Genomic DNA, 19,548 nt, shown 5'->3' on the forward strand with positions numbered 1-19,548 from the left:
AAGCCGCGGCCGGGCGGCGGGACGGAACGGATGAAGAAGAGCGCGAGCCGGGATTCGATGGCCACCCCGCTGCGGCGGGCCTCGCTGTTCTGCCTGCTGCTGGTGCTGGCCCTGATGGCCCGCGCCACCTGGCTCGCGGTGGCCAAGGCCGACGAGTACGCGGGCAGTCCGGCCAATGCGCGGACGACGATCGACCGCTACTCCCAGCCGCTCGGCAACATCCTGGTCGGCGGGCAGCCCGTCACCGGCTCGACCGCCACCGACGGCACGCTGGCCCACAAGCGCAGCTACACGGACGGCCCGCTCTACGCCCCCGTCACCGGCTACACCTCCCAGGCCTACGGCAGCAACCAGCTGGAGAACCTCTACGCCGACCTGCTCGACGGCTCCGACCCCCGGCTGGCCGGCCCCGTCGACCGGCTCACCGACCAGCTGACCCGGACCCGCCCGGCCGGCGGCGACGTGGTGACCACCATCGACCCGGCGGTGCAGAAGGCCGCCTGGGACGCGCTCGGCGGCAAGCAGGGCGCGGCGGTGGCGATCGACCCGGCGACCGGCCGCATCCTGGCGCTGGTCTCCACCCCGTCCTACGACCCGTCAGGGATCACCGGGCGGGACGGGGCGGCCGGGCGGGAGTGGCAGCGGCTCAGTGCGGACCAGGGGAAGGCGATGGTCAACGGCGCGCTGCGCACCACGCTGGCCCCCGGCTCCACCTTCAAGCTGGTGGTGGCCGCGGCCGCGCTGGAGAACGGCCTCTACCGGGACGTGGACACCCCGACCGACAGCCCCAACCCGTACACCCTGCCGAACACCCGCACCGTGCTGACCAACGAGAACGCCTCCGCGCCCTGTCTGAACGCCACCCTGCGGACCGCGCTGCAGTACTCCTGCAACAACGTCTTCGCCAAGGCGGCGGCCGACCTCGGCGAGGGGAAACTCACCGACCAGGCAAAGAAGTTGTTCTCGGTGACGGCCACCCCGCTGCAGATGGCCATGGTCTCGGCGGCGATCGCCAACGACGGGGTGCTGATGAAGCCCTTCGAGGTGGACCGCCTCACCGACCACTCCGGCCGCACCGTCCAGCAGTTCGACCCCGAGCGGCAGTCGCAGGCGATGAGCGCGCGGACGGCGGAGCAGCTGCGCTCGGCGATGGCCACCGTGGTCGAGCAGGGCACCGGCAGGGCGGCCCGGGTCCCCGGCCTCACCGTCGGAGGCAAGACCGGCACCGCGCAGAACGGCGTGGACAACTCCGGCATCCCGTACGCCTGGTTCACCTCCTACGCGGAGGACGGCAAGGGCAAGAAGATCGCCACGGCGGCCGTGGTGCTCAACGGCTCCAAGGACCGGGACGAGATCACCGGCGGCGGGCTGGCGGGCCCGGTGACCAAGGCCATGACCCAGTCCTACCTGAGGTAGTGGACGAGCGGACCTGACCGTCCCTGGGTGGTTCGTGGTCACATTTGAAAGTAGTACTTTGAACATCTCAAAGGTTTGTTGCTACTGTACTGGCCATGACCACCCCAGGCGCCTTCCGGATGCGTGACGCGAGCACCCCGCTCGCGCCCTCCGCGTGCCTGCTCACCGCTGTGGACAACGGCTGTCGCTGCGTCAGCTGTATCCCGGCGGCACGTCGCGCCTGAGCTCCTCCCCGCTCTCCGTACAGCCGTGTCGCCCGTCGCCCCAGGTCACTCTCCCCACCCCACTCCCCCCGGAGCCGCATTCCCATGTCCACAGCAGCCCCCGCGCCCTCCTTCCTGCAGAAGGTCCGCAAGACCCCGTTCTGGGTGCAGATCGTCGGCGGCCTGGTCCTCGGCCTCCTCCTGGGCTACGTCGCCCGGGTCCAGGACGTGTCCTGGCTGACCACCACCCTGGACACCATCGGCAAGACCTTCGTCCAGCTGCTCAAGCTGGCCGTCCCGCCGCTGGTCTTCACCGCGATCGTGGTCTCGGTCGCCAACCTGCGCAACGTCACCAACGCCGCCCGGCTGGCCGGCCGCACCCTGCTCTGGTTCCTGATCACCTCGCTGATCGCGGTCGGCGTCGGCCTCGGCCTCGGCCTGCTCACCGACCCGGGCAAGGGCGCCTCGCTCTCCACCGAGGGCCTCAAGGCCCCCAAGGACGCGGGCACCTGGGTCGACTTCCTGACCGGCATCGTCCCGACCAACATCGCCGACGCCTTCCTGGAGGTGAACGTCCTCCAGATCGTCTTCCTCGGCGTGGTGGTCGGCGCCGCCATCCTGAAGATCGGCGAGAAGGCCGAGCCGGTCCGCAAGCTCAGCGAGTCCGTCCTCGACCTCACCCAGACCGCCCTGTGGTGGGTCATCCGGCTCGCCCCGCTCGGCACCCTCGGCCTGATCGGCAAGTCCGTCGCCAAGTACGGCTGGGACCTGCTCGGCCCGTTCGCCACGCTGACCATCGACATCTACGTCGGCTGCGCGATCGTCCTGTTCGGCGTCTACTCGCTGCTGCTGCGCTTCGCCGGCGGCCTCAACCCGGTCAACTTCTTCCGCGGCGCCTGGCCCGCGATCCAGCTGGCCTTCGTCTCCCGCTCCTCCGTCGGCACCCTGCCGGTCACCCGCCGGGTCACCGAGCGGCTCGGCGTCCCGAGCGAGTACGCCTCCTTCGCCGTCCCCTTCGGCGCCACCACCAAGATGGACGGCTGCGCCTCGATCTACCCGTCGCTGGCCGCGATCTTCGTCGCCCAGGTCTACGGCATCGACCTCGGCATCGGCGACTACCTGCTGATCGCCTTCGTCTCGGTCATCGGCTCCGCGGCCACCGCCGGCCTCACCGGCGCGATCGTGATGCTGACCCTCACCCTCTCCACCCTGGGCCTCCCGCTGGAGGGCGTCGGCCTGCTGCTGGCCATCGACCCGATCCTCGACATGATCCGCACCGCCACCAACGTGGCCGGTCAGTCGGTCGTCCCGATCCTGGTCTCCGCCCGCGAGAAGACCCTCGACCTCACCGCCTACAACAACCCGACGGGCGACCTCCTCACCGAGGACGCCCCGCGCGAGAAGGTCGCCGTCGCGGCCTGACGCTCCCTCGCCTGACGGCCCGTCTCCCCACCGGGGAGGCGGGCCGTCGTGCTGTGGCCGCCGGCGGCCCGTCAGCAGGCGGTCAGCCGAAGCGCAGGTGGGAGTGCAGGACGCGGCGCATCAGGGCGGGGGTGACGCGGTCCGGCTCCAGGACGGCCTGGAAGGTGAGGCCGTCGAGGAGGGCGGAGAGGCGGTGCGCCTCCAACTCGACGTCCAGCGAGGCGGGGAGGGCGCCGGAGGCGATGCCGCCCGTCAGGACCCTGGCCAGCACGGTGCGCAGGGAGTCCTGGAGCTCGCGGGCGTAGGGCCGCAGGTGGGGGCGGGTGTGGCCGGCGGTGGTGAAGGCGAGCCAGAGCTCGGCCTCCTCGCGGCGGGTGGCGTCCAGCGGCAGGAACTCCGCGAGCAGGGCCTCGGCCCGTAGCCGGTGGTCCGTGCCCGTGTCGGCCAGCAGCCGGCGGACGGCGGCGGTGACCCGGGCGTCGATCCGGCCGACCAACTCCCGCATGGTGAACAGGATCAGCTCGTCGTGGTCGGCGAAGTAGTGCCGGACCGAGCCGATCGCCAGCCCGGCCTCCTCGGCGACGTTGCGCAGCGAGGCGGCGGCCAGGCCGTCCCGGGCGGCGACCCGGAGGACGGCCGCGGCGACGGCGGCGCGGCGCTCGTCCGGGTCCACGATCTTCGGCATGTTGTCGTTATAGCACGGGTGAGCTACATTCCTTCTTCGTGGCACGGGCGTGCTACGAAAACGGGGGTGTGACGTGAACGGTTGGCTGGTGGCTGCGCTGGTGCTCGCCGGGGTGGTGGTCGTGTCGGTGCGGCGGGTGCGCGGTGAAGTGCTGGACCTGCGGGGCCTGGTGGCGGTGCCCGCCGTCCTGACCGCCCTCGGTCTCGCCTCGCTGGTCCGGGCCGAGGGGCTCACGGCCGCCGACTACGCCCTGGCCGTCCCGGGCCTGCTGCTCGGCCTCGGCTCCGGCGCGCTGCGCGGCGCCACCGTCCGGCTCTCCGTCAGGAACGGGGTGCTGCACCAGCACTACACCGTCCGCACCTTCGCGGTGCTGCTGCTCTCCGCCGCCACGATGGCCGGCTACGGCGTGCTCGCCACCCGCCTCGGTCTGCACCACGAGGCCCGGCCGACCGAACTCGGCCTCGGGGTCAGCTTCCTGGGGGAGTCGGCGGTCCTGGTGCTGCGCGGGCCGGCCACCGGGACGCCGTTCGCCCGGTCCTGAGGCCGCGTCGGGAAAAGGCAGGGGGCCCGGCCGGGTCCGAAGACGCGGTGGGCCCCCTTGGTACTGCTCGTCATGCTCTTGCTTGACGGCCCGTCGGGCCGTTGCCGGACCCAAACAGGGGTCCAGAGCGATCAGATCATCGGGAGGATGAATCAGATAGCGGTGACGTTCTCCGCCTGCGGGCCCTTCGGGCCCTGGGTGACGTCGAACGAGACCGCCTGGTTCTCCTCCAGCGAGCGGAAACCGTTCGCGTTGATGGCGGAGTAGTGGACGAAGACGTCGGGGCCGCCGCCATCCTGGGCGATGAAGCCGAAGCCCTTCTCAGCGTTGAACCACTTGACGGTTCCCTGAGCCATGCCGTTCTCCTTGCGAGGGACGTTTCGGAGACCACACCGTGTGGCATCCGGTCCGCTGCGCTGATCGCCCCGCCTCCGGAGTGGGTCCGGAGTTTTTCGATAAAGCTGAAAAACTACAAAAAGCCCGCGGTTACATGCTCCGCAGGCTTCAAGTACTGCAAGGGGAATCAAACTGCAACTGAGTGGAACCGTAGCACGCAGAGGCGGCCCCGACCAGGGGTGACCAAAGCCACGTCAGGTGTGTGTCGCGTGTGTGTCGTGGGTGCCCGGTGACCGGTGCGGAGCCGGGCAGGCATACCCTGCGAACAGTGCTTCAAACGGGCAGCTCGGAAGGATCAACGTGACCGTCGCGGTAAGGCCCCGAGTGGGACATATCCAGTTCCTCAACTGTCTTCCCCTGTACTGGGGCCTGGCGAGAACCGGCAACCTGCTCGACCTCGACCTCAGCAAGGACACCCCCGAGAAGCTGAGCGACCAGTTGGTGAACGGAGCGCTCGACATCGGCCCGATCACCTGCGTGGAGTACCTGCGGCACGCCGACCAGCTGGTCGTCCTCCCCGACATCGCGGTCGGCAGCGACGGCCCGGTGATGTCCTGCGTGATCGTCAGCAGGCTTCCGCTGCACGAGCTGGACGGCAAGCGCGTCGCCCTCGGCTCCACCTCCCGGACCTCGGTGCGGCTGGCCCGGCTGCTGCTGGAGGAGCGCGAGGGCGTCCGGCCCGAGTACTTCTCCTGCCCGCCGGACCTGGAGCTGATGCTCGCCGACGCGGACGCCGCCGTGCTGATCGGCGACCCGGCGCTGCGGGCCTCGCTGGAGCAGGCGCCGCAGCAGGGCCTCGCGGTGCACGACCTCGGCGAGATGTGGAAGGAGTGGACCGGGCTGCCGTTCGTCTTCGCGGTCTGGGCCGCGCGGCGGGAGTACGCGGAGAGCCACCCCGAGGTGGTGGCCGCCGTGCACCGGGCCTTCCTGGAGTCGCGGGACCTCTCGCTGACGGAGGCTCCGCTGGTCGCCGAACAGGCGGCGCGGTGGGAGGAGTTCGACGCCCCGCTGCTGGAGCGCTACTTCACCGAGGCCCTCGACTTCTCCCTGGGCGAGCGCCAACTGGCCGGCATCGCCGAGTTCGCCCGCCGGGTCGGCCACGACTCCGGCTTCGCCCCGGACGTCCAGCTGACGCTCCTCCAGACCGTCTGACGGCCGGCGCTCGGCAGGGCAGCGACCCAGGGGCGCGAGGAACTGCGCGAGTCGGAAGGCGGCCCACCTGAGACTGAGGGCACGTCAGCCGGTTGCAGGTGCTGCCGTTCCCCCGCGCGCAGTTCCCCGCGCCCCCGGGGTGACCACCAACTCGCGCCCCCGGCACCACGTCCTCCCGGGCCCGGCCGTCCGCAGGTGCTGGCGTAGGCTGGGCCGGTCCGACGTCGGAGATTAAGAAGGGCCAGCGAAGGTGTCCGAGACCAACCTTTCCGCCACTGACCTGCAGGCCGTCCTCGACCGTGCGGCCGCCGGTGGCCGGATCACCCCGGAAGAGGCGCTGGACCTCTACCGGTCGGCCCCGCTGCACGCGCTCGGCTCCGCCGCCGACACCGTCCGCCGCCGCCGTTACGCGGGTACCGAGCACATCGCGACGTACATCATCGAGCGGAACATCAACTACACCAACGTCTGCGTGACGGCCTGCAAGTTCTGCGCCTTCTACGTGGCGCCGAAGAGCGACAAGGGCTGGTCCCGCGACCTCGACGAGATCCTGCGCCGCTGCGCCGAGACCGTCGAACTGGGCGGCACCCAGGTGATGTTCCAGGGCGGCCACCACCCGGACTACGGGGTGGAGTACTACGAGACCGCGTTCGCCGCGATCAAGAAGGACTTCCCGCAGCTGGTGATCCACTCCCTCGGCGCCTCCGAGGTCGAGCACATGGCGCGGATCTCGAAGGTCTCGATCGAGGAGGCCATCACCCGGATCCACAAGGCGGGTCTGGACTCCTTCGCGGGGGCCGGCGCCGAGCTCCTGCCGGAGCGTCCGCGCAAGGCGATCGCCCCGCTGAAGGAGTCGGGCGAGCGTTGGCTGGAGATCATGGAGGCCGCCCACAACCTGGGCGTGGAGTCCACCTCCACCATGCTGATGGGCACCGGCGAGACCAACGCGGAGCGGATCGAGCACCTGCGGATGATCCGCGAGGTGCAGGACCGCACCGGCGGGTTCCGGGCGTTCATCCCGTACACCTACCAGCCGCAGAACAACCACCTCAAGGGCCGGACCCAGGCCACCGTGTTCGAGTACCTGCGGATGATCTCGATCGCCCGCCTGTTCCTCGACAACGTGGCGCACATCCAGGGCTCCTGGCTCACCACCGGCAAGGAGGCCGGCCAGCTGTCGCTGCACTACGGGGCGGACGACCTCGGTTCGGTGATGCTGGAGGAGAACGTGGTCTCGGCCGCCGGGGCGAAGCACCGGTCCAACCTGACCGAGCTGATCCACCTGATCCGCACCGCCGACCGCACTCCGGCCCAGCGCTCCACCACCTACCAGCACCTGCGGGTGCTGGACGACCCGGCCAACGACCCGGTCGACCCGCGGGTGGCCTCGCACATCGCCTCCACGGCGATCGAGGGCGGCACCGCGCACCCCGAGCTGAAGATCCTCTCCACCACCTGAGCCGGGGTCACCACCTGATGCGTACGCTGCACCGGGCGGCCCTCCTGCTGGCCGACCCGGCCGACCCCACCGCCCCGCCGGTCCCCGACGGGGCGGTGCTGGTCGACGGCGGCACGGTGCTGGCGCTCGGCCCGTACGGCTCCCTCGCCGCCCTCGCCCGCGAAGGCGCCCGGGAGCGGCTGTGGGGCGGGCTGCTGACGCCCGGTCTGCTCAACCCGTACGCCGGGTGGCTGCTGGGGACCGCGTACCACCCGGACCCGCGCGAGGGGCTGGGGAGCGAGCCGCTGGAGCTGCCGGAGGTGGCGCCGGAGCGGCGCGGGCCGAGCGCCCGGCTGGGGCTGCAGCGGCTGCTGGGGCACGGGGTGACGGCGGTGGCCGGGCCGTTCGCGCTGCCCGCCGTGCGGACGGCGGTGGCCCGCTCCGGGCTGCACGCGGTGCCGGGGGACGGGGCCAGGGGCGGTCTCGACCCCCTGACGGACCGTCCGCTCGCCCGGGCCGTGCACCGGCCGCTGGTGGTCGGCGGGCCGGCCGACTTCGCGGTCTTCGACGTGCCGTCCGTCGCCGAGCTGGAGCGCGGCGGGGCGGCCTGCTTGGCCACCGTCCTGGGCGGGCGGCTGCTCTACCGCCGCCGCTGAGCGGCGTCCAGCGGTCTGCCACGGGGCCGGCGGAACTCCGTCAGGTGGGGCGTCGTTCGACGGGCCGTCAACTGGACATAACCGCACCAACCCTCGCTTCGTCCACGTGAACTGATGGTCCCTCGTCGTGACCGGAGGGACCGTCAGCGGTTACCATCCTGAGCACCGGGTCGTCCCCAACCCGGTCCGGCAAGCCCCGACAGGAACCATGCGACCCCCGACCGCAACCCACCCGCGCAGCTCGCGCCTCGGTCGAGGCTGGTACCTCGCCGCCGTGCTCAGCGCGGTGCTCGCGACCGGCATGTGCCTGCTCGGCTGGCGCCAGGCCGACCAGGCGGACCGGATCAACGCGGACCCGGTGAAGGTGCAGGGCACCGTCACCCAGCTCGCCGCCGGCACCGGCACCTACAGCTCCGTCAACTACCAGGCCGCGGGCCGCACCCTGACCGCCACCGACCTCGGGCTCCCCGAGGACGCCCGGGTCGGCGACCGGATCTGTCTGGAGTACGCGGGCGAGGACCCCGGCGCGGTCCGCGCCTGCGGCAAGCGCTACCCGCAGCCCGCCGGGGTCGGACTGGCCCGGATCAGCGTCCCGGTCGCGCTGCTGCTGCTCGCCTTCAGCTGCCACCGGATCTGGCTGCACCGCCGGGGAGCCGCCCGGTCGCGGCGCAGCCGGCCGCGCACCACGGTCGCCTTCGCCTCCGAGTCCTTCGGGACCGGGATGCCCGCGATCAGCCACGGCAAGCGCTCCCGGCGGCGCCGCAAGTCCGGCCGCCGCGCGCTGCGCTGACCCGCTGTCGGACGCTTCGCGGTCGTCCGCCGGCCGTCCGGCAGCGCCCCTCGGGGCAGCCTTCACCGCCCCGCCGCCGGACCTCCTCCCAGGTCCGCGCGCCGGTGGTGAACAATGGGGTCGTGACCCGAGCCTCCCTGGACAAGCAGCCGCACGAAGTCGCCGCGATGTTCGACGACGTCGCCGCGAAGTACGACCGTACGAACGACGTGCTCTCCCTCGGCCAGGCGCGGGCCTGGCGCCGCGCGGTGGCCGAGGCGGTGGGTGCCGGGCCCGGGCAGCGGGTGCTCGACCTGGGGGCCGGCACGGGGACGTCCTCGCTGCCGTTCGCCGAGGCCGGGGCCGAGGTCGTGCCCTGCGACTTCTCGATCGGGATGCTGGGCGAGGGCAAGAAGCGCCACCCCGAGCTGGCGCTGACCGCGGGCGACGCCACCAAGCTGCCGTTCGCCGACGACAGCTTCGACGCCACCACCATCTCCTTCGCCCTGCGCAACGTGCAGGACACCGACGCCGCGCTGCGCGAGCTGCACCGGGTCACCAAGCCCGGCGGCAAGGTGGTGATCTGCGAGTTCTCCACCCCCACCTGGACGCCGTTCCGGACCGTCTACACCGAGTACCTGATGCGCGCCCTGCCCCCGGTGGCGACCGCCGTCAGCTCCAACCCGGACGCCTACGTCTACCTCGCCGAGTCCATCCGCTCCTGGCCGGACCAGCCCGCCCTGGCCACCCGCCTGCAGCAGGCCGGCTGGCAGCGCGTCGCCTGGCGCAACCTCACCGGCGGCATCGTCGCGCTGCACCGGGGCTTCAAGGCGTAAGGCCTGACTAGACTCGACCGAGCCCGCAGTCTTGACGTAGTGGAGTGTGCCCAGCCGTGTCCGACACCGCAGTTGACCTGAGCAGCGAGTCCAGCGAGACGGTGGAGAGCACCGCCGACGTGATCGTGGTCGGGGCCGGCCCGGCCGGGGCCACCACCGCTTACTACCTGGCCCAGGCAGGGCTGGACGTCCTGCTGCTGGAGAAGACCGAGTTCCCGCGCGAGAAGGTCTGCGGCGACGGTCTGACCCCGCGCGCCACCAAGCAGTTGGTGGACATGGGCATCGACGTCTCCACCTCCAACGGATGGCTGCACAACAAGGGCCTGCGGATCATCGGCGGCGGCGTCCGGCTGGAGCTGGACTGGCCGGAGCTCTCCGCGTACCCGGACTACGGCCTGGTCCGCAAGCGCGCCGACTTCGACGAGCTGCTGGCCCGTCAGGCCCAGAAGGCCGGCGCCCGGCTGTACGAGAAGTGCAACGTGACCGGCCCGGTGCTGGACGACCGCAGCGGCCGGATCGTGGGCGTCACCGCCAAGTTGGGCGACGAGAAGCGCCCGGTGGTCTTCCGCGCCCCGCTGGTGGTCGCGGCCGACGGCAACTCCACCCGGCTCTCGCTGGCGATGGGCCTGCACCGCCGCGAGGACCGCCCGATGGGCGTCGCCTACCGCACCTACTTCACCTCGCCCCGGCACGACGACGACTACCTCGAGTCCTGGCTGGAGCTCTGGGACACCCGGGGCGGCGAGAAGAAGCTGCTGCCCGGCTACGGCTGGGTCTTCGGCATGGGCGACGGCACCTCCAACGTCGGCCTCGGCATCCTCAACTCCTCGCCCGCGTTCGGGGAGTTGGACTGGCGCGAGGTGCTCAAGGCCTGGTGCGCCTCGATGCCCGCCGAGTGGGGCTACACCCCCGAGAACATGACCGACCCGATCCGCGGCGCCGCCCTCCCGATGGCCTTCAACCGCCAGCCGCACTACACCCGGGGCCTGCTGCTGGTCGGCGACGCGGGCGGCATGGTCAACCCCTTCAACGGCGAGGGCATCGCCTACGCCATGGAGTCCGGCCAGATCGCGGCCGGCGTCATCGTCCAGGCCCACGCCCGGATCACCCCCGAGGGCCGCGAGCGCGCCCTCCAGGCCTACCCGCGCATCCTCAAGGACGTCTACGGCGGCTACTACACCCTCGGCCGCGGCTTCGTGAAGCTCATCGGCAACCCCAAGGTGATGCAGCTCGCCACCCAGCGCGGCCTCACCCACCCGGTCCTGATGAAGTTCGTCCTCAAGATGCTCGCCAACCTCACCGACCCCCCAGGGCGGCGACGCCATGGACCGCATCATCAACGGCCTCGCCAAGGTCGCCCCCAACGCCTGACGCTCGACGGGCCCGTACCGATCAGGGATGCAGGGCGGTGCGGGCCGTGGTGGCGAAGGCCGACACCGCGTCCCAGAACTCGATGACGGCGCGGTCGAGTTGGCCGGCGCGCTCGGTGTCGTGGACGGCCGCCTCCAGGAGGTGGAAGGCCCGGCCGGAGGCCCGCTGCGCCCTCTCGGCCGCGGCCGTCGTCCTGGCCTGCTCCAGGGCAGCCCTCGCGGTGCCCCGGATTCTGCTGGGGGCGTCGGCGGACGGCAATGCTCCCGTCCGGCGGGCGGGGGCCGTGCCGGACGGGAGCGGGCGGGGGTCAGCGCTTGGTGATCTTGACGTTCTTGAAGGTGGGGACGAGGTTGGGGTAGCCGTCGCCGGGGTTGTTCTGGGAGTCGGAGCCGGCGGCGGCGATCTTCTGGAGGACGTCGAGGCCGGCGGTGACCCGGCCGAAGGGGGTGTAGGCGGGGGAGAGCTTGGTGTCCTTCCAGGTGAAGAAGAACTGGCTGCCGTTGGTGTTCGGGCCGGCGTTGGCCATCGCGACGGTGCCGGCGGGGTAGGTGGCGCCGGTGAGGTTCTCGTCGGGGAAGGAGTAGCCGGGGCCGCCGCTGCCGGTGCCGGTGGGGTCGCCGCACTGGAGGACGAAGATCCGCTCGGTGGTGAGCCGGTGGCAGTGGCTCCTGTCGAAGTAGTCCCGTTCGGCGAGGAAGCGGAACGAGAAGGTGGTGCACGGCGCCTTGTCGGTCAAGGCCTGGAAGGTGATGGTGCCCTGAGTGGTCCTCAGGGTGGCGCTGTAGGGCTGGGCCGCCTTCTTGGCGTCGAAGACCGGGATGCCCTTGAAGTTGTCCGCGGGCACGGCGGGTGTGTAGGTGCAGCTGGCGGTGGCCGCGGGGGCGGCGTCCGCGACGCCGACCGAGGTGGTGAGGGCGAGCGGCAGGGTGGTGGCGGCGGTGAGCAGGGCCCAGTGTTTGCGCAGCACTTGAGGTGCCTCCGGGGAGCGGCGGGGAGTTGGCATGGCGCAATCATCAATGCCCGGACGCCCGTTCGGTATGCACGTCGTCAGGTTGCTTCGTGAAGCTGCCGGTTGACCGGTGGGTGGAATGGTGTTGATCGCCTGCGCGGGCGTGCGGGACGATGCCCGCGACCAGACCGTTCGGCGTCGCACGGCTCCCGCTCCCGCTCCTCGGAGGAGACCGCATGCGTGCTCCGTCCCTCGCCCCGTTCGGCCCGTTCGTCCGTGACCTGCCCGTGCTGGGGGTGGCGGTGGCCTGGGGGTCCAGCTTCCTGGCGGTCAAGAACGTGGCCACCGACCAGAGCGTGGTGGCCATGCTGGTGCTGCGCTTCGGGGTGGCGCTGCCGCTGCTGGCGCTGTTCACCTGGCGCGGGCTGCGCCGCTTCGGGCCGAGGCAGTGGCTGGGCGGGGCCTCGCTGGGGCTGGTGCTCGGGGCGGTCTTCCTGCTGGAGACCTACGGGGCGGTGCACACCTCGGCGACCAACGCCGGACTGGTCATCAGCCTCACCATGGTCTTCACCCCGCTCGCGGAGAGCGCGCTGGCCCGGACCAGGCTGCCCCGGCCGTTCGTCGCGGCGGCCGGACTCTCGGTGCTCGGGGTGGCGCTGCTGACCGGGGGCGGCGGCCTCCGGATGCCGGGGCTCGGGGACCTGCTGGTGCTCGGGGCGGCGCTGGTGCGGACGGCGCACGTGCTCACCATGGCCCGGCTGAAGTCCATCCGGGAGGCCGACTCGGGGGCCCTGACCTGGGTCCAACTGGCCACCGCCACCCTGGTGTTCGCGGTGATCGCGCCGTTCACCGGCACCTCCCCGCTGACCCTGGCGGCCTCCTACGGCGCCGCCGACTGGGCCGTGCTGCTGCACCTCTCGCTGGTCTGCACGATCTTCGCCTTCGTGGTCCAGATGTGGGCGGTCCGGACCACCTCGCCCTCCCGGGTCTCGCTGCTGCTCGGCACCGAGCCGCTCTGGGCCGCCGTCTTCGGCATCACCCTCGCCGGTGACCACCTCGGCACGCTCGGCCTGCTCGGCGCCCTCTGCGTCCTGGCCGGCACCGAGTGGGGGCGCCGCACCGCCGCCCCGGCGGCGGTGTCGGAAGGCAAGGCGCCGCCGGTCGTGCAGCCCGAGCCCGTCTGACCGTCAGGCCCGGATGTCCCGAGCTCGGAGGTCGGTGAGTACGGAGGCCACGGTGCTGAAGTCGTTGTCCAGGTGAAGCACGGTCAGGTCGTGGTGGACGGCGGTCGCGCAGACCAACAGGTCGATCGCACCGGCCGATCGGTGCTGCCCCTGCTGGGTGAGCCTGTACTGCGCGCTGTCGACCCACCGCCAGGCGCCCTTCGGGACGGCGACGGGCCGAAGGACGGTGTCCAGGTCCGCCGCCAGCTCGTCCCGGTGGGCCGGGCCGGTCGCGGAGTAGAGGAACTCGGCCCGGCTCGGCTCACAGAGGTGCAGGGCGCCCTCGGCGATGTGCCCCTCCCAGGCGGCGAACGTCTCCGGTCTGCGGAAGAGCTGCCACAGGGCGGAGGTGTCGACCAGGTAGCCGATCACCCGGCGGCCTCGCGGCGGGCCCGCTTTCCGGCCGCGTGGGCGGTCGCCGCCTCGTCGAACTCGCCGCGGGCACCGCGGGCTGCGAGCCGCTCGGCAGCCTCCAGTCGCCGTATCCGCTGGGTGTACTCACGGAGGGCGGTGTTCACCGTGTCCTTCTTGGTGGTGGTGCCCATGAGTTGCATCGCGGCGGCCAGTGCCTCGTCGTCGATGTCGATCTGCGTCACGCTCATCAGAGCCTCCGATGGTGGTGATGTTGGCAGCATCTCCACATTACCAACATCACCGCCGCGAGCGGCGCCAGAAGTCGGCGGTGACGACGGCGAGGAGCGGGCCCCAGAGGAGGAGCGGGGCGTAGGCGGCGGTCATCAGGAAGCCGGCCAGGCCGTGCGGGGCTTCGGGGTTGCCCATGGCGGCGGGGTCGTACCAGGTGGTGGCCCCGTAGAGGGTGATCAGGGTGACGGCGAGGGCCCCGAGGGCGGCCGGGACGGCGGCGGTGGCCGGGGCGATGCGGCGGCGGCCGCCGATGAACGGGAGCCAGTGGGGGGCGCGTTGGCCCCAGGGGCGGACCAGGCCGAGGGTGAGGAAGGCGAGTGCCTCGGCGAGGGCGGAGAGGGCGAGCACGTAGACGGTGCCCCAGCCCGGCATGTGGGCGGTCATCTGGGCCTCCAGGGTGCCGGAGAAGCCGACCGGGATGCCGACGCCGAGGGCGATCCGCCAGAGGCCGGAGGGGAGGGCGGTCAGGGCGGCGAGCCGGGCGGCGCGGACGGCCCACGGGGCGGGCGGACGGACGACGGCGAGGGTGGGGGCGGGGGTGCCGGCGAGAAGGGTGGTGGGCATCGGGCTGCCTTTCGTGGTGGGTCGCTCGGGAACGGCTCAAGCCTCCCGGGGGTGGGGGAGCGGCGGCAGATGCCGAACGGGAGGTTCGGACGGGCCGTCATGTGCCGTTCGGCACGGGGTGGTCACCGGCAGCGGGCCCGTAGGGTGATCGGATGATCGTGAGGTGGGGGAGCGCGGGGGCGCCGGCGTCACTGGCGGTGACGGCCGTCGGGTGGTGGCTGGGCGGGCTCGGGGAGGCGGGCCGGGCCGTCGGGGTGCTGGTGGTGGTCGAACTGCTGGCCCTGCTCGGCCTGGTGGCGGCCGCGGTGCGGGGAAGGGCCTGGCCGACGGCGGTGGCGGCAGCCCTGGCGGCGGTGCTCTGGCCGCTCCGGTACACCGTGCCGGAACGGCTGCCGGAGCTGGCCGGTCTGCTCGGGTTCGGGCTGCTGGCAGGTCTGTTGGCAGGGGCGGTCGGGCTGTACCTGGGGGCACTGGACGAGCGGCGGCGGCGCGAGGTGGAGGCGGCCCGGCACGCCCAGCGGGTCGAACTCGCGCACGATCTGCACGACTTCGTGGCCCATGACGTGAGCGGGATGGTGGCGCTGGCGCAGGCGGGCGGACTCGTGACGGAGGGTCAGCAGGAGCTGTTCCGGCGGATCGAGGAGGCTGGGCAGCAGGCGCTGGCCGCGCTGGACCGTACGGTGCATCTGCTCCGCACCGAGGAGGCAGCGCGGCGGGAGCCGCAGCCCGGCCTGGCCGAACTCACCGGCGTGGTCGAGCGGTTCGCCGCCTCCGGCCCGGCGGACGTCCGGCTGGAGCTGCCGGACGGAGCCGTCGGCCGGGAGGCCGGGGCGACCGTGCACCGGATCGTGGTGGAGGCGCTGACCAACGTCCGGCGGCACGCGCCGGACGCCACCCTGGTGGAGGTGGCGGTCCGGCCGGGGCCGGGGGGCGGCCTGGAGGTGCTGGTCACCGACGACGGCGGGGCCGCCCCGGCCCGGACCCGCCGCCGCGGCGGCCACGGGCTGCGCGGGCTGGCCGCCCGGGTGGAGGCGGTGGACGGGACGCTGGAGGCGTCCCGGACCGGAGCGGGATGGCGGGTCAGGGCGTACCTGCCGCCGATCGAGGGGGAGTTGTGACGATCACCGTCCTGTTGGCGGACGACCACGCCGACATCCGCACGGCGTACCGGATCATCCTGGACGCGCAGCCCGACCTGACCGTGGTGGCCGAGGCGGCCGACGGGGAGCGGGCGCTGGAGCTGGCCCGGCGGCTGCGGCCGGACGTGGTGCTGGCGGACATCCGGATGCCCGGGCTGGACGGGCTGGAGCTGACCAGGCGGCTGGCCGGGCCGGGGGTGCCGGACCCGCTGCGGGTGGTCGTGGTGACCACCTTCGACCTGGACGAGTACGTGCACGCCGCGCTGCGGAGCGGCGCGGCCGGCTTCCTGCTCAAGCGCTCCGGCCCGGCGCTGCTGGTGGAGGCGGTCCGGGCGGCGGTGGCGGGGGACGCGTTGATCAGCCCGGAGGTGACGGTCCGTCTGCTGCGGATGATCGCTCCGCCGGAGCCGGCCGGACCGCCTCCGCCTCCATCTCCGGCAGCGGCACAGGCGGCGGTGGAGCACCTCACGCCCCGGGAGGCCGAGATCGCCGCCCTGGTGGCGGACGGGGCGACCAACGCGGCGGTGGCCGCCCGGCTGTTCATCTCGCCGGGCACGGTGAAGAACCACCTCGCCAACATCCAGCGCAAGCTCGGCGTCCGGAACCGGGTCGGCGTCGCCGCCCACGTCTGGGGCGAACGCCGGTAGCGGAACCGGGCGTTCGTGCGCTTGTGAACGAAGGGTCAAGCGGCCGTTCCGAAGGGGCCACCCTCCCGGGTGGTCCCTTTATCACGTCAACCGCACGGTCAGAAATTTGCATGATCACCAGCTGAGTTGATATGCGCATGGCTCGCTGACCAGTCACTTCACAGGCGATTGCGACGGTTTGTGACCACTTGCCTGCACTGGGTTGATTGATCACGCCTTCCGCCCCTCCGTGATCCTTTGCGAGGTGGCGTAGATCACAAAGATCGTTCAGAACCGCGTGTCGCACGTCACAAGCCGACGGGCATAGGATGCGCTCGTTCCAAGCCTTGTGAACTGCCTCACATAGGTGGATCTCACAGGCTGGAAGCGGGTCGCGCGGAGCGTGATCCGGCAGTTCCGATCTGCAGTCACGGAAGACTGGACGGAGGGAGCGGGGGCTATGAATGCCTACGCGCCGATCCTCGTACTCGGTGCCATCGCGGCGGCGTTCGCGGTCGGCTCCGTCGTGATGGCCTCACTGACCGGCCCGAAGCGTTACAACCGGGCCAAGTTGGAGGCGTACGAGTGCGGCATCGAACCGACCCCGCAGCCGGTGGGCGGCGGTCGGTTCCCGATCAAGTACTACCTCACGGCGATGCTGTTCATCGTCTTCGACATCGAGATCGTCTTCCTCTATCCCTGGGCGGTCAGCTTCGACGCCCTGGGGATCTTCGGGTTGGTCGAGATGCTCCTGTTCATCGCCACCGTCTTCGTCGCCTACGCCTACGTCTGGCGTCGCGGCGGTCTCGAGTGGGACTGAACGCCCCGGTCGGGCGGCTCCCCGTGACGGTGCGGGCCGCTTGTGAACACGGGGGCAAGCCACCGGACTTGAGGGACTGAGAGGGAACTGATGGGTATCGAGGAGAAGCTGCCGAGCGGCTTTCTGCTCACCAGCGTGGAGGCCGCGGCGGGGTGGGTGCGCAAGGCGTCGCTCTTCCCGGCGACCTTCGGGCTGGCCTGCTGCGCGATCGAGATGATGACCACCGGCGCCGGCCGCTACGACCTGGCCCGGTTCGGCATGGAGGTCTTCCGCGGCTCGCCCCGGCAGGCCGACCTCATGATCGTGGCCGGTCGGGTGAGCCAGAAGATGGCGCCGGTGTTGCGCCAGGTGTACGACCAGATGGCCAATCCGAAGTGGGTCATCTCGATGGGCGTCTGCGCCTCCTCCGGCGGGATGTTCAACAACTACGCGATCGTCCAGGGCGTGGACCACATCGTCCCGGTGGACATCTACCTGCCGGGCTGTCCGCCCCGCCCGGAGATGCTGATGGACGCGATCATCAAGCTGCACGAGAAGATCCAGCACGAGCCGCTGGGCGTGAACCGGCTCCGGGCCGAGGAGTTGGCGGAGGAGCTGGCCCTGGAGGCAACCCCGACCAGCGAGATGCGGGGGCTGCTGCGATGAGCGAGCAGACGAGCGGCGAGAGCCCGGTCCCCGCCACCCGCAAGGAGATCCCCGTCGAGGTGATCGGCACGCGGCAGGGCATGTTCGGTGCCAAGGGCACCGGCGACACCTCCGGCTTCGGCGGCCTGGCCGCCCCGATCGTGATGCCGCCGGCCAGCAGCCGCCCCTACGGGCACGGCTTCGACGAGGTCGCCGACGAGTTCGAGGGTGCGCTGGAGGAGCAGGGGCTCGACCCGGCCGAGGTGATCGAGAAGACCGTGGTGGACCGCGGCGAGCTCACCTTCCACATCGCCCGCGAGCACCTGCTGAAGGCCGTCCGCACGCTGCGCGACGACCCGGCGCTGCGCTACGAGCTCTGCCTCGGCGTCAACGGCGTGCACTACCCGGGCGACACCGGACGGGAGTTGCACGCGGTCTACCCGCTGCGCTCGATCACCCACGGCCGGCTGCTCCGGATCGAGGTCACCGCGCCGGACGCCGACCCGGTGATCCCCTCGGTGGTCAGCGTCTACCCGACCAACGACTGGCACGAGCGCGAGGCCTGGGACTTCTTCGGCCTGGTCTTCGACGGCCACCCGGCACTGACCCGGATCATGATGCCGGACGACTGGACCGGGCACCCGCAGCGCAAGGACTACCCGCTCGGCGGCATCCCCGTCGAGTACAAGGGCGCCCAGATCCCGGCGCCCGACCAGCGGAGGTCGTACAGCTGATGACCACTCACTACGAGGAAGCACGGGAGACCACCGAGGGACGGGTCTTCACCGTCACCGGTGGCGACTGGGGCGAGGTGGTCGAGGCCGTCGGCCGGGCCGACGACGAGCGCATCATCGTCAACATGGGCCCCCAGCACCCGTCCACCCACGGGGTGTTGCGCCTGATCCTGGAGATCGACGGCGAGACGGTGACCGAGGCCCGGTGCGGGATCGGCTACCTGCACACCGGCATCGAGAAGAACATGGAGTTCCGGAACTGGGTCCAGGGCACCACCTTCGTGACCCGGATGGACTACCTGACCCCGATGTTCAACGAGACCGCGTACTGCCTCGCGGTCGAGAAGCTGCTCGGCATCACCGAGCAGATCCCGGACCGCGCCAGCGTGATCCGGGTGCTGATGATGGAGCTCAACCGGATCTCCTCCCACCTGGTCTGCCTGGCCACCGGCGGTATGGAGATCGGCTCCACCACACTGATGATCTACGGCTTCCGGGACCGCGAACTCATCCTGGACGTCTTCGAGTTGGTCACCGGCCTGCGGATGAACCACGCGTACGTCCGCCCGGGCGGCCTCGCCCAGGACCTGCCGCCCGGCGCGGTGGACCAGATCCGCGAGGCGGTGAAGACGCTCCGCTCGCGGATGCACGAGTACGACAAGCTGGCCACCGGGAACCCGGTCTTCAAGGCCCGTCTGGTCGACGTCGGCTTCCTGGACCTGCCCGGCTGCCTGGCGCTCGGCGCCACCGGCCCGATCCTGCGGGCCACCGGACTGCCGCACGACCTGCGCAAGACCGACCCGTACTGCGGGTACGAGGACTACGACTTCGAGGTCGCCACCGCGGACACCGCGGACTCCTACGGCCGGTTCCTGATCCGGCTGGAGGAGATGCACCAGTCGCTGCGGATCGTCGAGCAGTGCCTGGACCGGCTGAAGCCCGGCCCGGTGATGGTGGCCGACAAGAAGATCGCCTGGCCCGCCCAACTGGCCGTCGGCCCCGACGGGATGGGCAACTCGCTGGACCACATCCGGAAGATCATGGGCACCTCGATGGAGGCCCTGATCCACCACTTCAAGCTGGTCACCGAGGGCTTCCGGGTGCCGGTCGGCCAGGCCTACGCGGCCGTCGAGTCCCCCAAGGGCGAGCTCGGCGTGCACGTGGTGAGCGACGGCGGGACCCGCCCGTACCGGGTGCACTTCCGGGACCCGTCCTTCACCAACCTGCAGACGATGGCGGCGATGTGCGAGGGCGGCCAGGTCGCCGACGTGATCGTCGCGGTGGCCGGGATCGACCCGGTGATGGGAGGAGTGGACCGGTGAGCAGCGACGTCCAACTG

Annotated in this window: 22 protein-coding genes and 1 pseudogene; 16 read left to right on the top strand and 7 right to left on the bottom strand. The window is 71.6% G+C overall.

Going from position 1 to position 19,548, the window contains the following annotated elements:
- Positions 1-57: 57 nt before the first annotated feature.
- Together ABD946_RS15360 and ABD946_RS15365 are read left to right on the top strand one after the other, a co-directional pair.
- Entirely contained in the window at positions 58-1,416 is a 1,359-nt protein-coding gene (locus tag ABD946_RS15360; RefSeq protein WP_345283976.1) for a penicillin-binding transpeptidase domain-containing protein, read from the top strand.
- Between the two features lie 308 nt (positions 1,417-1,724).
- A complete protein-coding gene (locus ABD946_RS15365) occupies positions 1,725-3,041 on the top strand; it encodes a dicarboxylate/amino acid:cation symporter (RefSeq protein ID WP_345283876.1) in 1,317 nt (438 codons plus the stop codon).
- Between the two features lie 82 nt (positions 3,042-3,123).
- Here the strand turns inward: ABD946_RS15365 and ABD946_RS15370 are convergent, their stop codons facing one another.
- Positions 3,124-3,726 carry a TetR/AcrR family transcriptional regulator gene (locus ABD946_RS15370; RefSeq protein WP_345283878.1) on the bottom strand — a complete coding sequence of 201 codons (603 nt, stop codon included), beginning with the start codon at positions 3,724-3,726 and terminating at the stop codon, positions 3,124-3,126.
- 88 nt (positions 3,727-3,814) lie between these two features.
- Here ABD946_RS15370 and ABD946_RS15375 point away from each other — a divergent pair, with 88 nt between their 5' ends.
- Positions 3,815-4,267 (top strand): DUF1453 domain-containing protein, encoded by a 453-nt coding sequence (locus tag ABD946_RS15375; RefSeq protein WP_345283880.1) that lies wholly within the window; start codon positions 3,815-3,817, stop codon positions 4,265-4,267.
- 152 nt (positions 4,268-4,419) lie between these two features.
- Here ABD946_RS15375 and ABD946_RS15380 read toward each other — a convergent pair whose 3' ends face one another.
- Entirely contained in the window at positions 4,420-4,623 is a 204-nt protein-coding gene (locus ABD946_RS15380; protein ID WP_345283882.1) for a cold-shock protein, read from the bottom strand.
- Positions 4,624-4,957: 334 nt separating this feature from the next.
- On the opposite strand from ABD946_RS15380, the gene ABD946_RS15385 reads away from it, so the two are divergent.
- The 6 genes and pseudogenes from ABD946_RS15385 to ABD946_RS15410 all read left to right on the top strand — a co-directional run bounded on the left by ABD946_RS15385 (position 4,958) and on the right by ABD946_RS15410 (position 10,885).
- Positions 4,958-5,815, top strand: coding sequence for a menaquinone biosynthetic enzyme MqnA/MqnD family protein (locus ABD946_RS15385; protein ID WP_345283978.1), 858 nt, complete (start codon positions 4,958-4,960; stop codon positions 5,813-5,815).
- Between the two features lie 250 nt (positions 5,816-6,065).
- Positions 6,066-7,274 (top strand): cyclic dehypoxanthinyl futalosine synthase, encoded by a 1,209-nt coding sequence (mqnC, locus tag ABD946_RS15390; RefSeq protein WP_345283884.1) that lies wholly within the window; start codon positions 6,066-6,068, stop codon positions 7,272-7,274.
- 17 nt (positions 7,275-7,291) lie between these two features.
- Positions 7,292-7,909: an amidohydrolase family protein gene (locus ABD946_RS15395; protein WP_345283886.1), complete on the top strand. Its 618-nt coding sequence runs from the start codon at positions 7,292-7,294 to the stop codon at positions 7,907-7,909.
- A 208-nt stretch (positions 7,910-8,117) separates the two neighbouring features.
- Positions 8,118-8,699, top strand: coding sequence for a hypothetical protein (locus ABD946_RS15400; protein ID WP_345283888.1), 582 nt, complete (start codon positions 8,118-8,120; stop codon positions 8,697-8,699).
- A gap of 122 nt (positions 8,700-8,821) precedes the next feature.
- Positions 8,822-9,514, top strand: coding sequence for a demethylmenaquinone methyltransferase (locus ABD946_RS15405; RefSeq protein ID WP_345283890.1), 693 nt, complete (start codon positions 8,822-8,824; stop codon positions 9,512-9,514).
- 101 nt (positions 9,515-9,615) lie between these two features.
- Positions 9,616-10,885 (top strand): annotated as a pseudogene (locus ABD946_RS15410) (geranylgeranyl reductase family protein).
- A 21-nt stretch (positions 10,886-10,906) separates the two neighbouring features.
- Here the strand turns inward: ABD946_RS15410 and ABD946_RS15415 are convergent.
- Both ABD946_RS15415 and ABD946_RS15420 read right to left on the bottom strand, forming a co-directional pair.
- Positions 10,907-11,143 carry a hypothetical protein gene (locus ABD946_RS15415; protein ID WP_345283892.1) on the bottom strand — a complete coding sequence of 79 codons (237 nt, stop codon included), beginning with the start codon at positions 11,141-11,143 and terminating at the stop codon, positions 10,907-10,909.
- A gap of 49 nt (positions 11,144-11,192) precedes the next feature.
- Positions 11,193-11,888, bottom strand: coding sequence for a peptidylprolyl isomerase (locus ABD946_RS15420; RefSeq protein ID WP_345283894.1), 696 nt, complete (start codon positions 11,886-11,888; stop codon positions 11,193-11,195).
- A gap of 182 nt (positions 11,889-12,070) precedes the next feature.
- Here ABD946_RS15420 and ABD946_RS15425 point away from each other — a divergent pair, with 182 nt between their 5' ends.
- Positions 12,071-13,018: a DMT family transporter gene (locus tag ABD946_RS15425; protein WP_345283896.1), complete on the top strand. Its 948-nt coding sequence runs from the start codon at positions 12,071-12,073 to the stop codon at positions 13,016-13,018.
- A gap of 3 nt (positions 13,019-13,021) precedes the next feature.
- Here the strand turns inward: ABD946_RS15425 and ABD946_RS15430 are convergent, their stop codons facing one another.
- The 3 genes from ABD946_RS15430 to ABD946_RS15440 are packed head-to-tail and all read right to left on the bottom strand — an operon-like array spanning position 13,022 to position 14,266.
- The gene (locus tag ABD946_RS15430) at positions 13,022-13,429 is read right to left on the bottom strand and encodes a PIN domain-containing protein (RefSeq protein ID WP_345283898.1); all 408 of its coding nucleotides are present in this window, start codon (positions 13,427-13,429) and stop codon (positions 13,022-13,024) included.
- Entirely contained in the window at positions 13,426-13,659 is a 234-nt protein-coding gene (locus ABD946_RS15435; protein WP_345283900.1) for a type II toxin-antitoxin system VapB family antitoxin, read from the bottom strand. Before ABD946_RS15435 ends, ABD946_RS15430 begins: the two co-directional genes overlap by 4 nt.
- Positions 13,660-13,708: 49 nt before the next feature.
- Positions 13,709-14,266: a hypothetical protein gene (locus ABD946_RS15440; protein ID WP_345283902.1), complete on the bottom strand. Its 558-nt coding sequence runs from the start codon at positions 14,264-14,266 to the stop codon at positions 13,709-13,711.
- Between the two features lie 152 nt (positions 14,267-14,418).
- Between ABD946_RS15440 and ABD946_RS15445 the strand changes: the two genes are divergently transcribed.
- The 6 genes from ABD946_RS15445 (at position 14,419) to ABD946_RS15470 (ending at position 19,531) form a co-directional block, all read left to right on the top strand.
- A complete protein-coding gene (locus ABD946_RS15445; RefSeq protein ID WP_345283904.1) occupies positions 14,419-15,384 on the top strand; it encodes a sensor histidine kinase in 966 nt (321 codons plus the stop codon).
- Positions 15,339-16,052 carry a response regulator gene (locus tag ABD946_RS15450; RefSeq protein ID WP_345283906.1) on the top strand — a complete coding sequence of 238 codons (714 nt, stop codon included), beginning with the start codon at positions 15,339-15,341 and terminating at the stop codon, positions 16,050-16,052. Before ABD946_RS15445 ends, ABD946_RS15450 begins: the two co-directional genes overlap by 46 nt.
- A 439-nt stretch (positions 16,053-16,491) precedes the next feature.
- A complete protein-coding gene (locus ABD946_RS15455) occupies positions 16,492-16,851 on the top strand; it encodes an NADH-quinone oxidoreductase subunit A (RefSeq protein ID WP_014137597.1) in 360 nt (119 codons plus the stop codon).
- A 90-nt stretch (positions 16,852-16,941) separates the two neighbouring features.
- Positions 16,942-17,496 (top strand): NuoB/complex I 20 kDa subunit family protein, encoded by a 555-nt coding sequence (locus tag ABD946_RS15460; RefSeq protein WP_345283909.1) that lies wholly within the window; start codon positions 16,942-16,944, stop codon positions 17,494-17,496.
- Entirely contained in the window at positions 17,493-18,209 is a 717-nt protein-coding gene (locus ABD946_RS15465) for an NADH-quinone oxidoreductase subunit C (protein WP_345283911.1), read from the top strand. The genes ABD946_RS15460 and ABD946_RS15465 overlap by 4 nt, the downstream gene beginning before the upstream one ends.
- Positions 18,209-19,531, top strand: a complete 1,323-nt coding sequence (locus ABD946_RS15470) for an NADH-quinone oxidoreductase subunit D (RefSeq protein WP_345283913.1) — start codon at positions 18,209-18,211, stop codon at positions 19,529-19,531. The genes ABD946_RS15465 and ABD946_RS15470 overlap by 1 nt, the downstream gene beginning before the upstream one ends.
- Positions 19,532-19,548: the final 17 nt, after the last annotated feature.

This window comes from Kitasatospora albolonga (assembly GCF_039535905.1).
Taxonomy (GTDB): Bacteria; Actinomycetota; Actinomycetes; order Streptomycetales; family Streptomycetaceae; genus Kitasatospora; species Kitasatospora albolonga.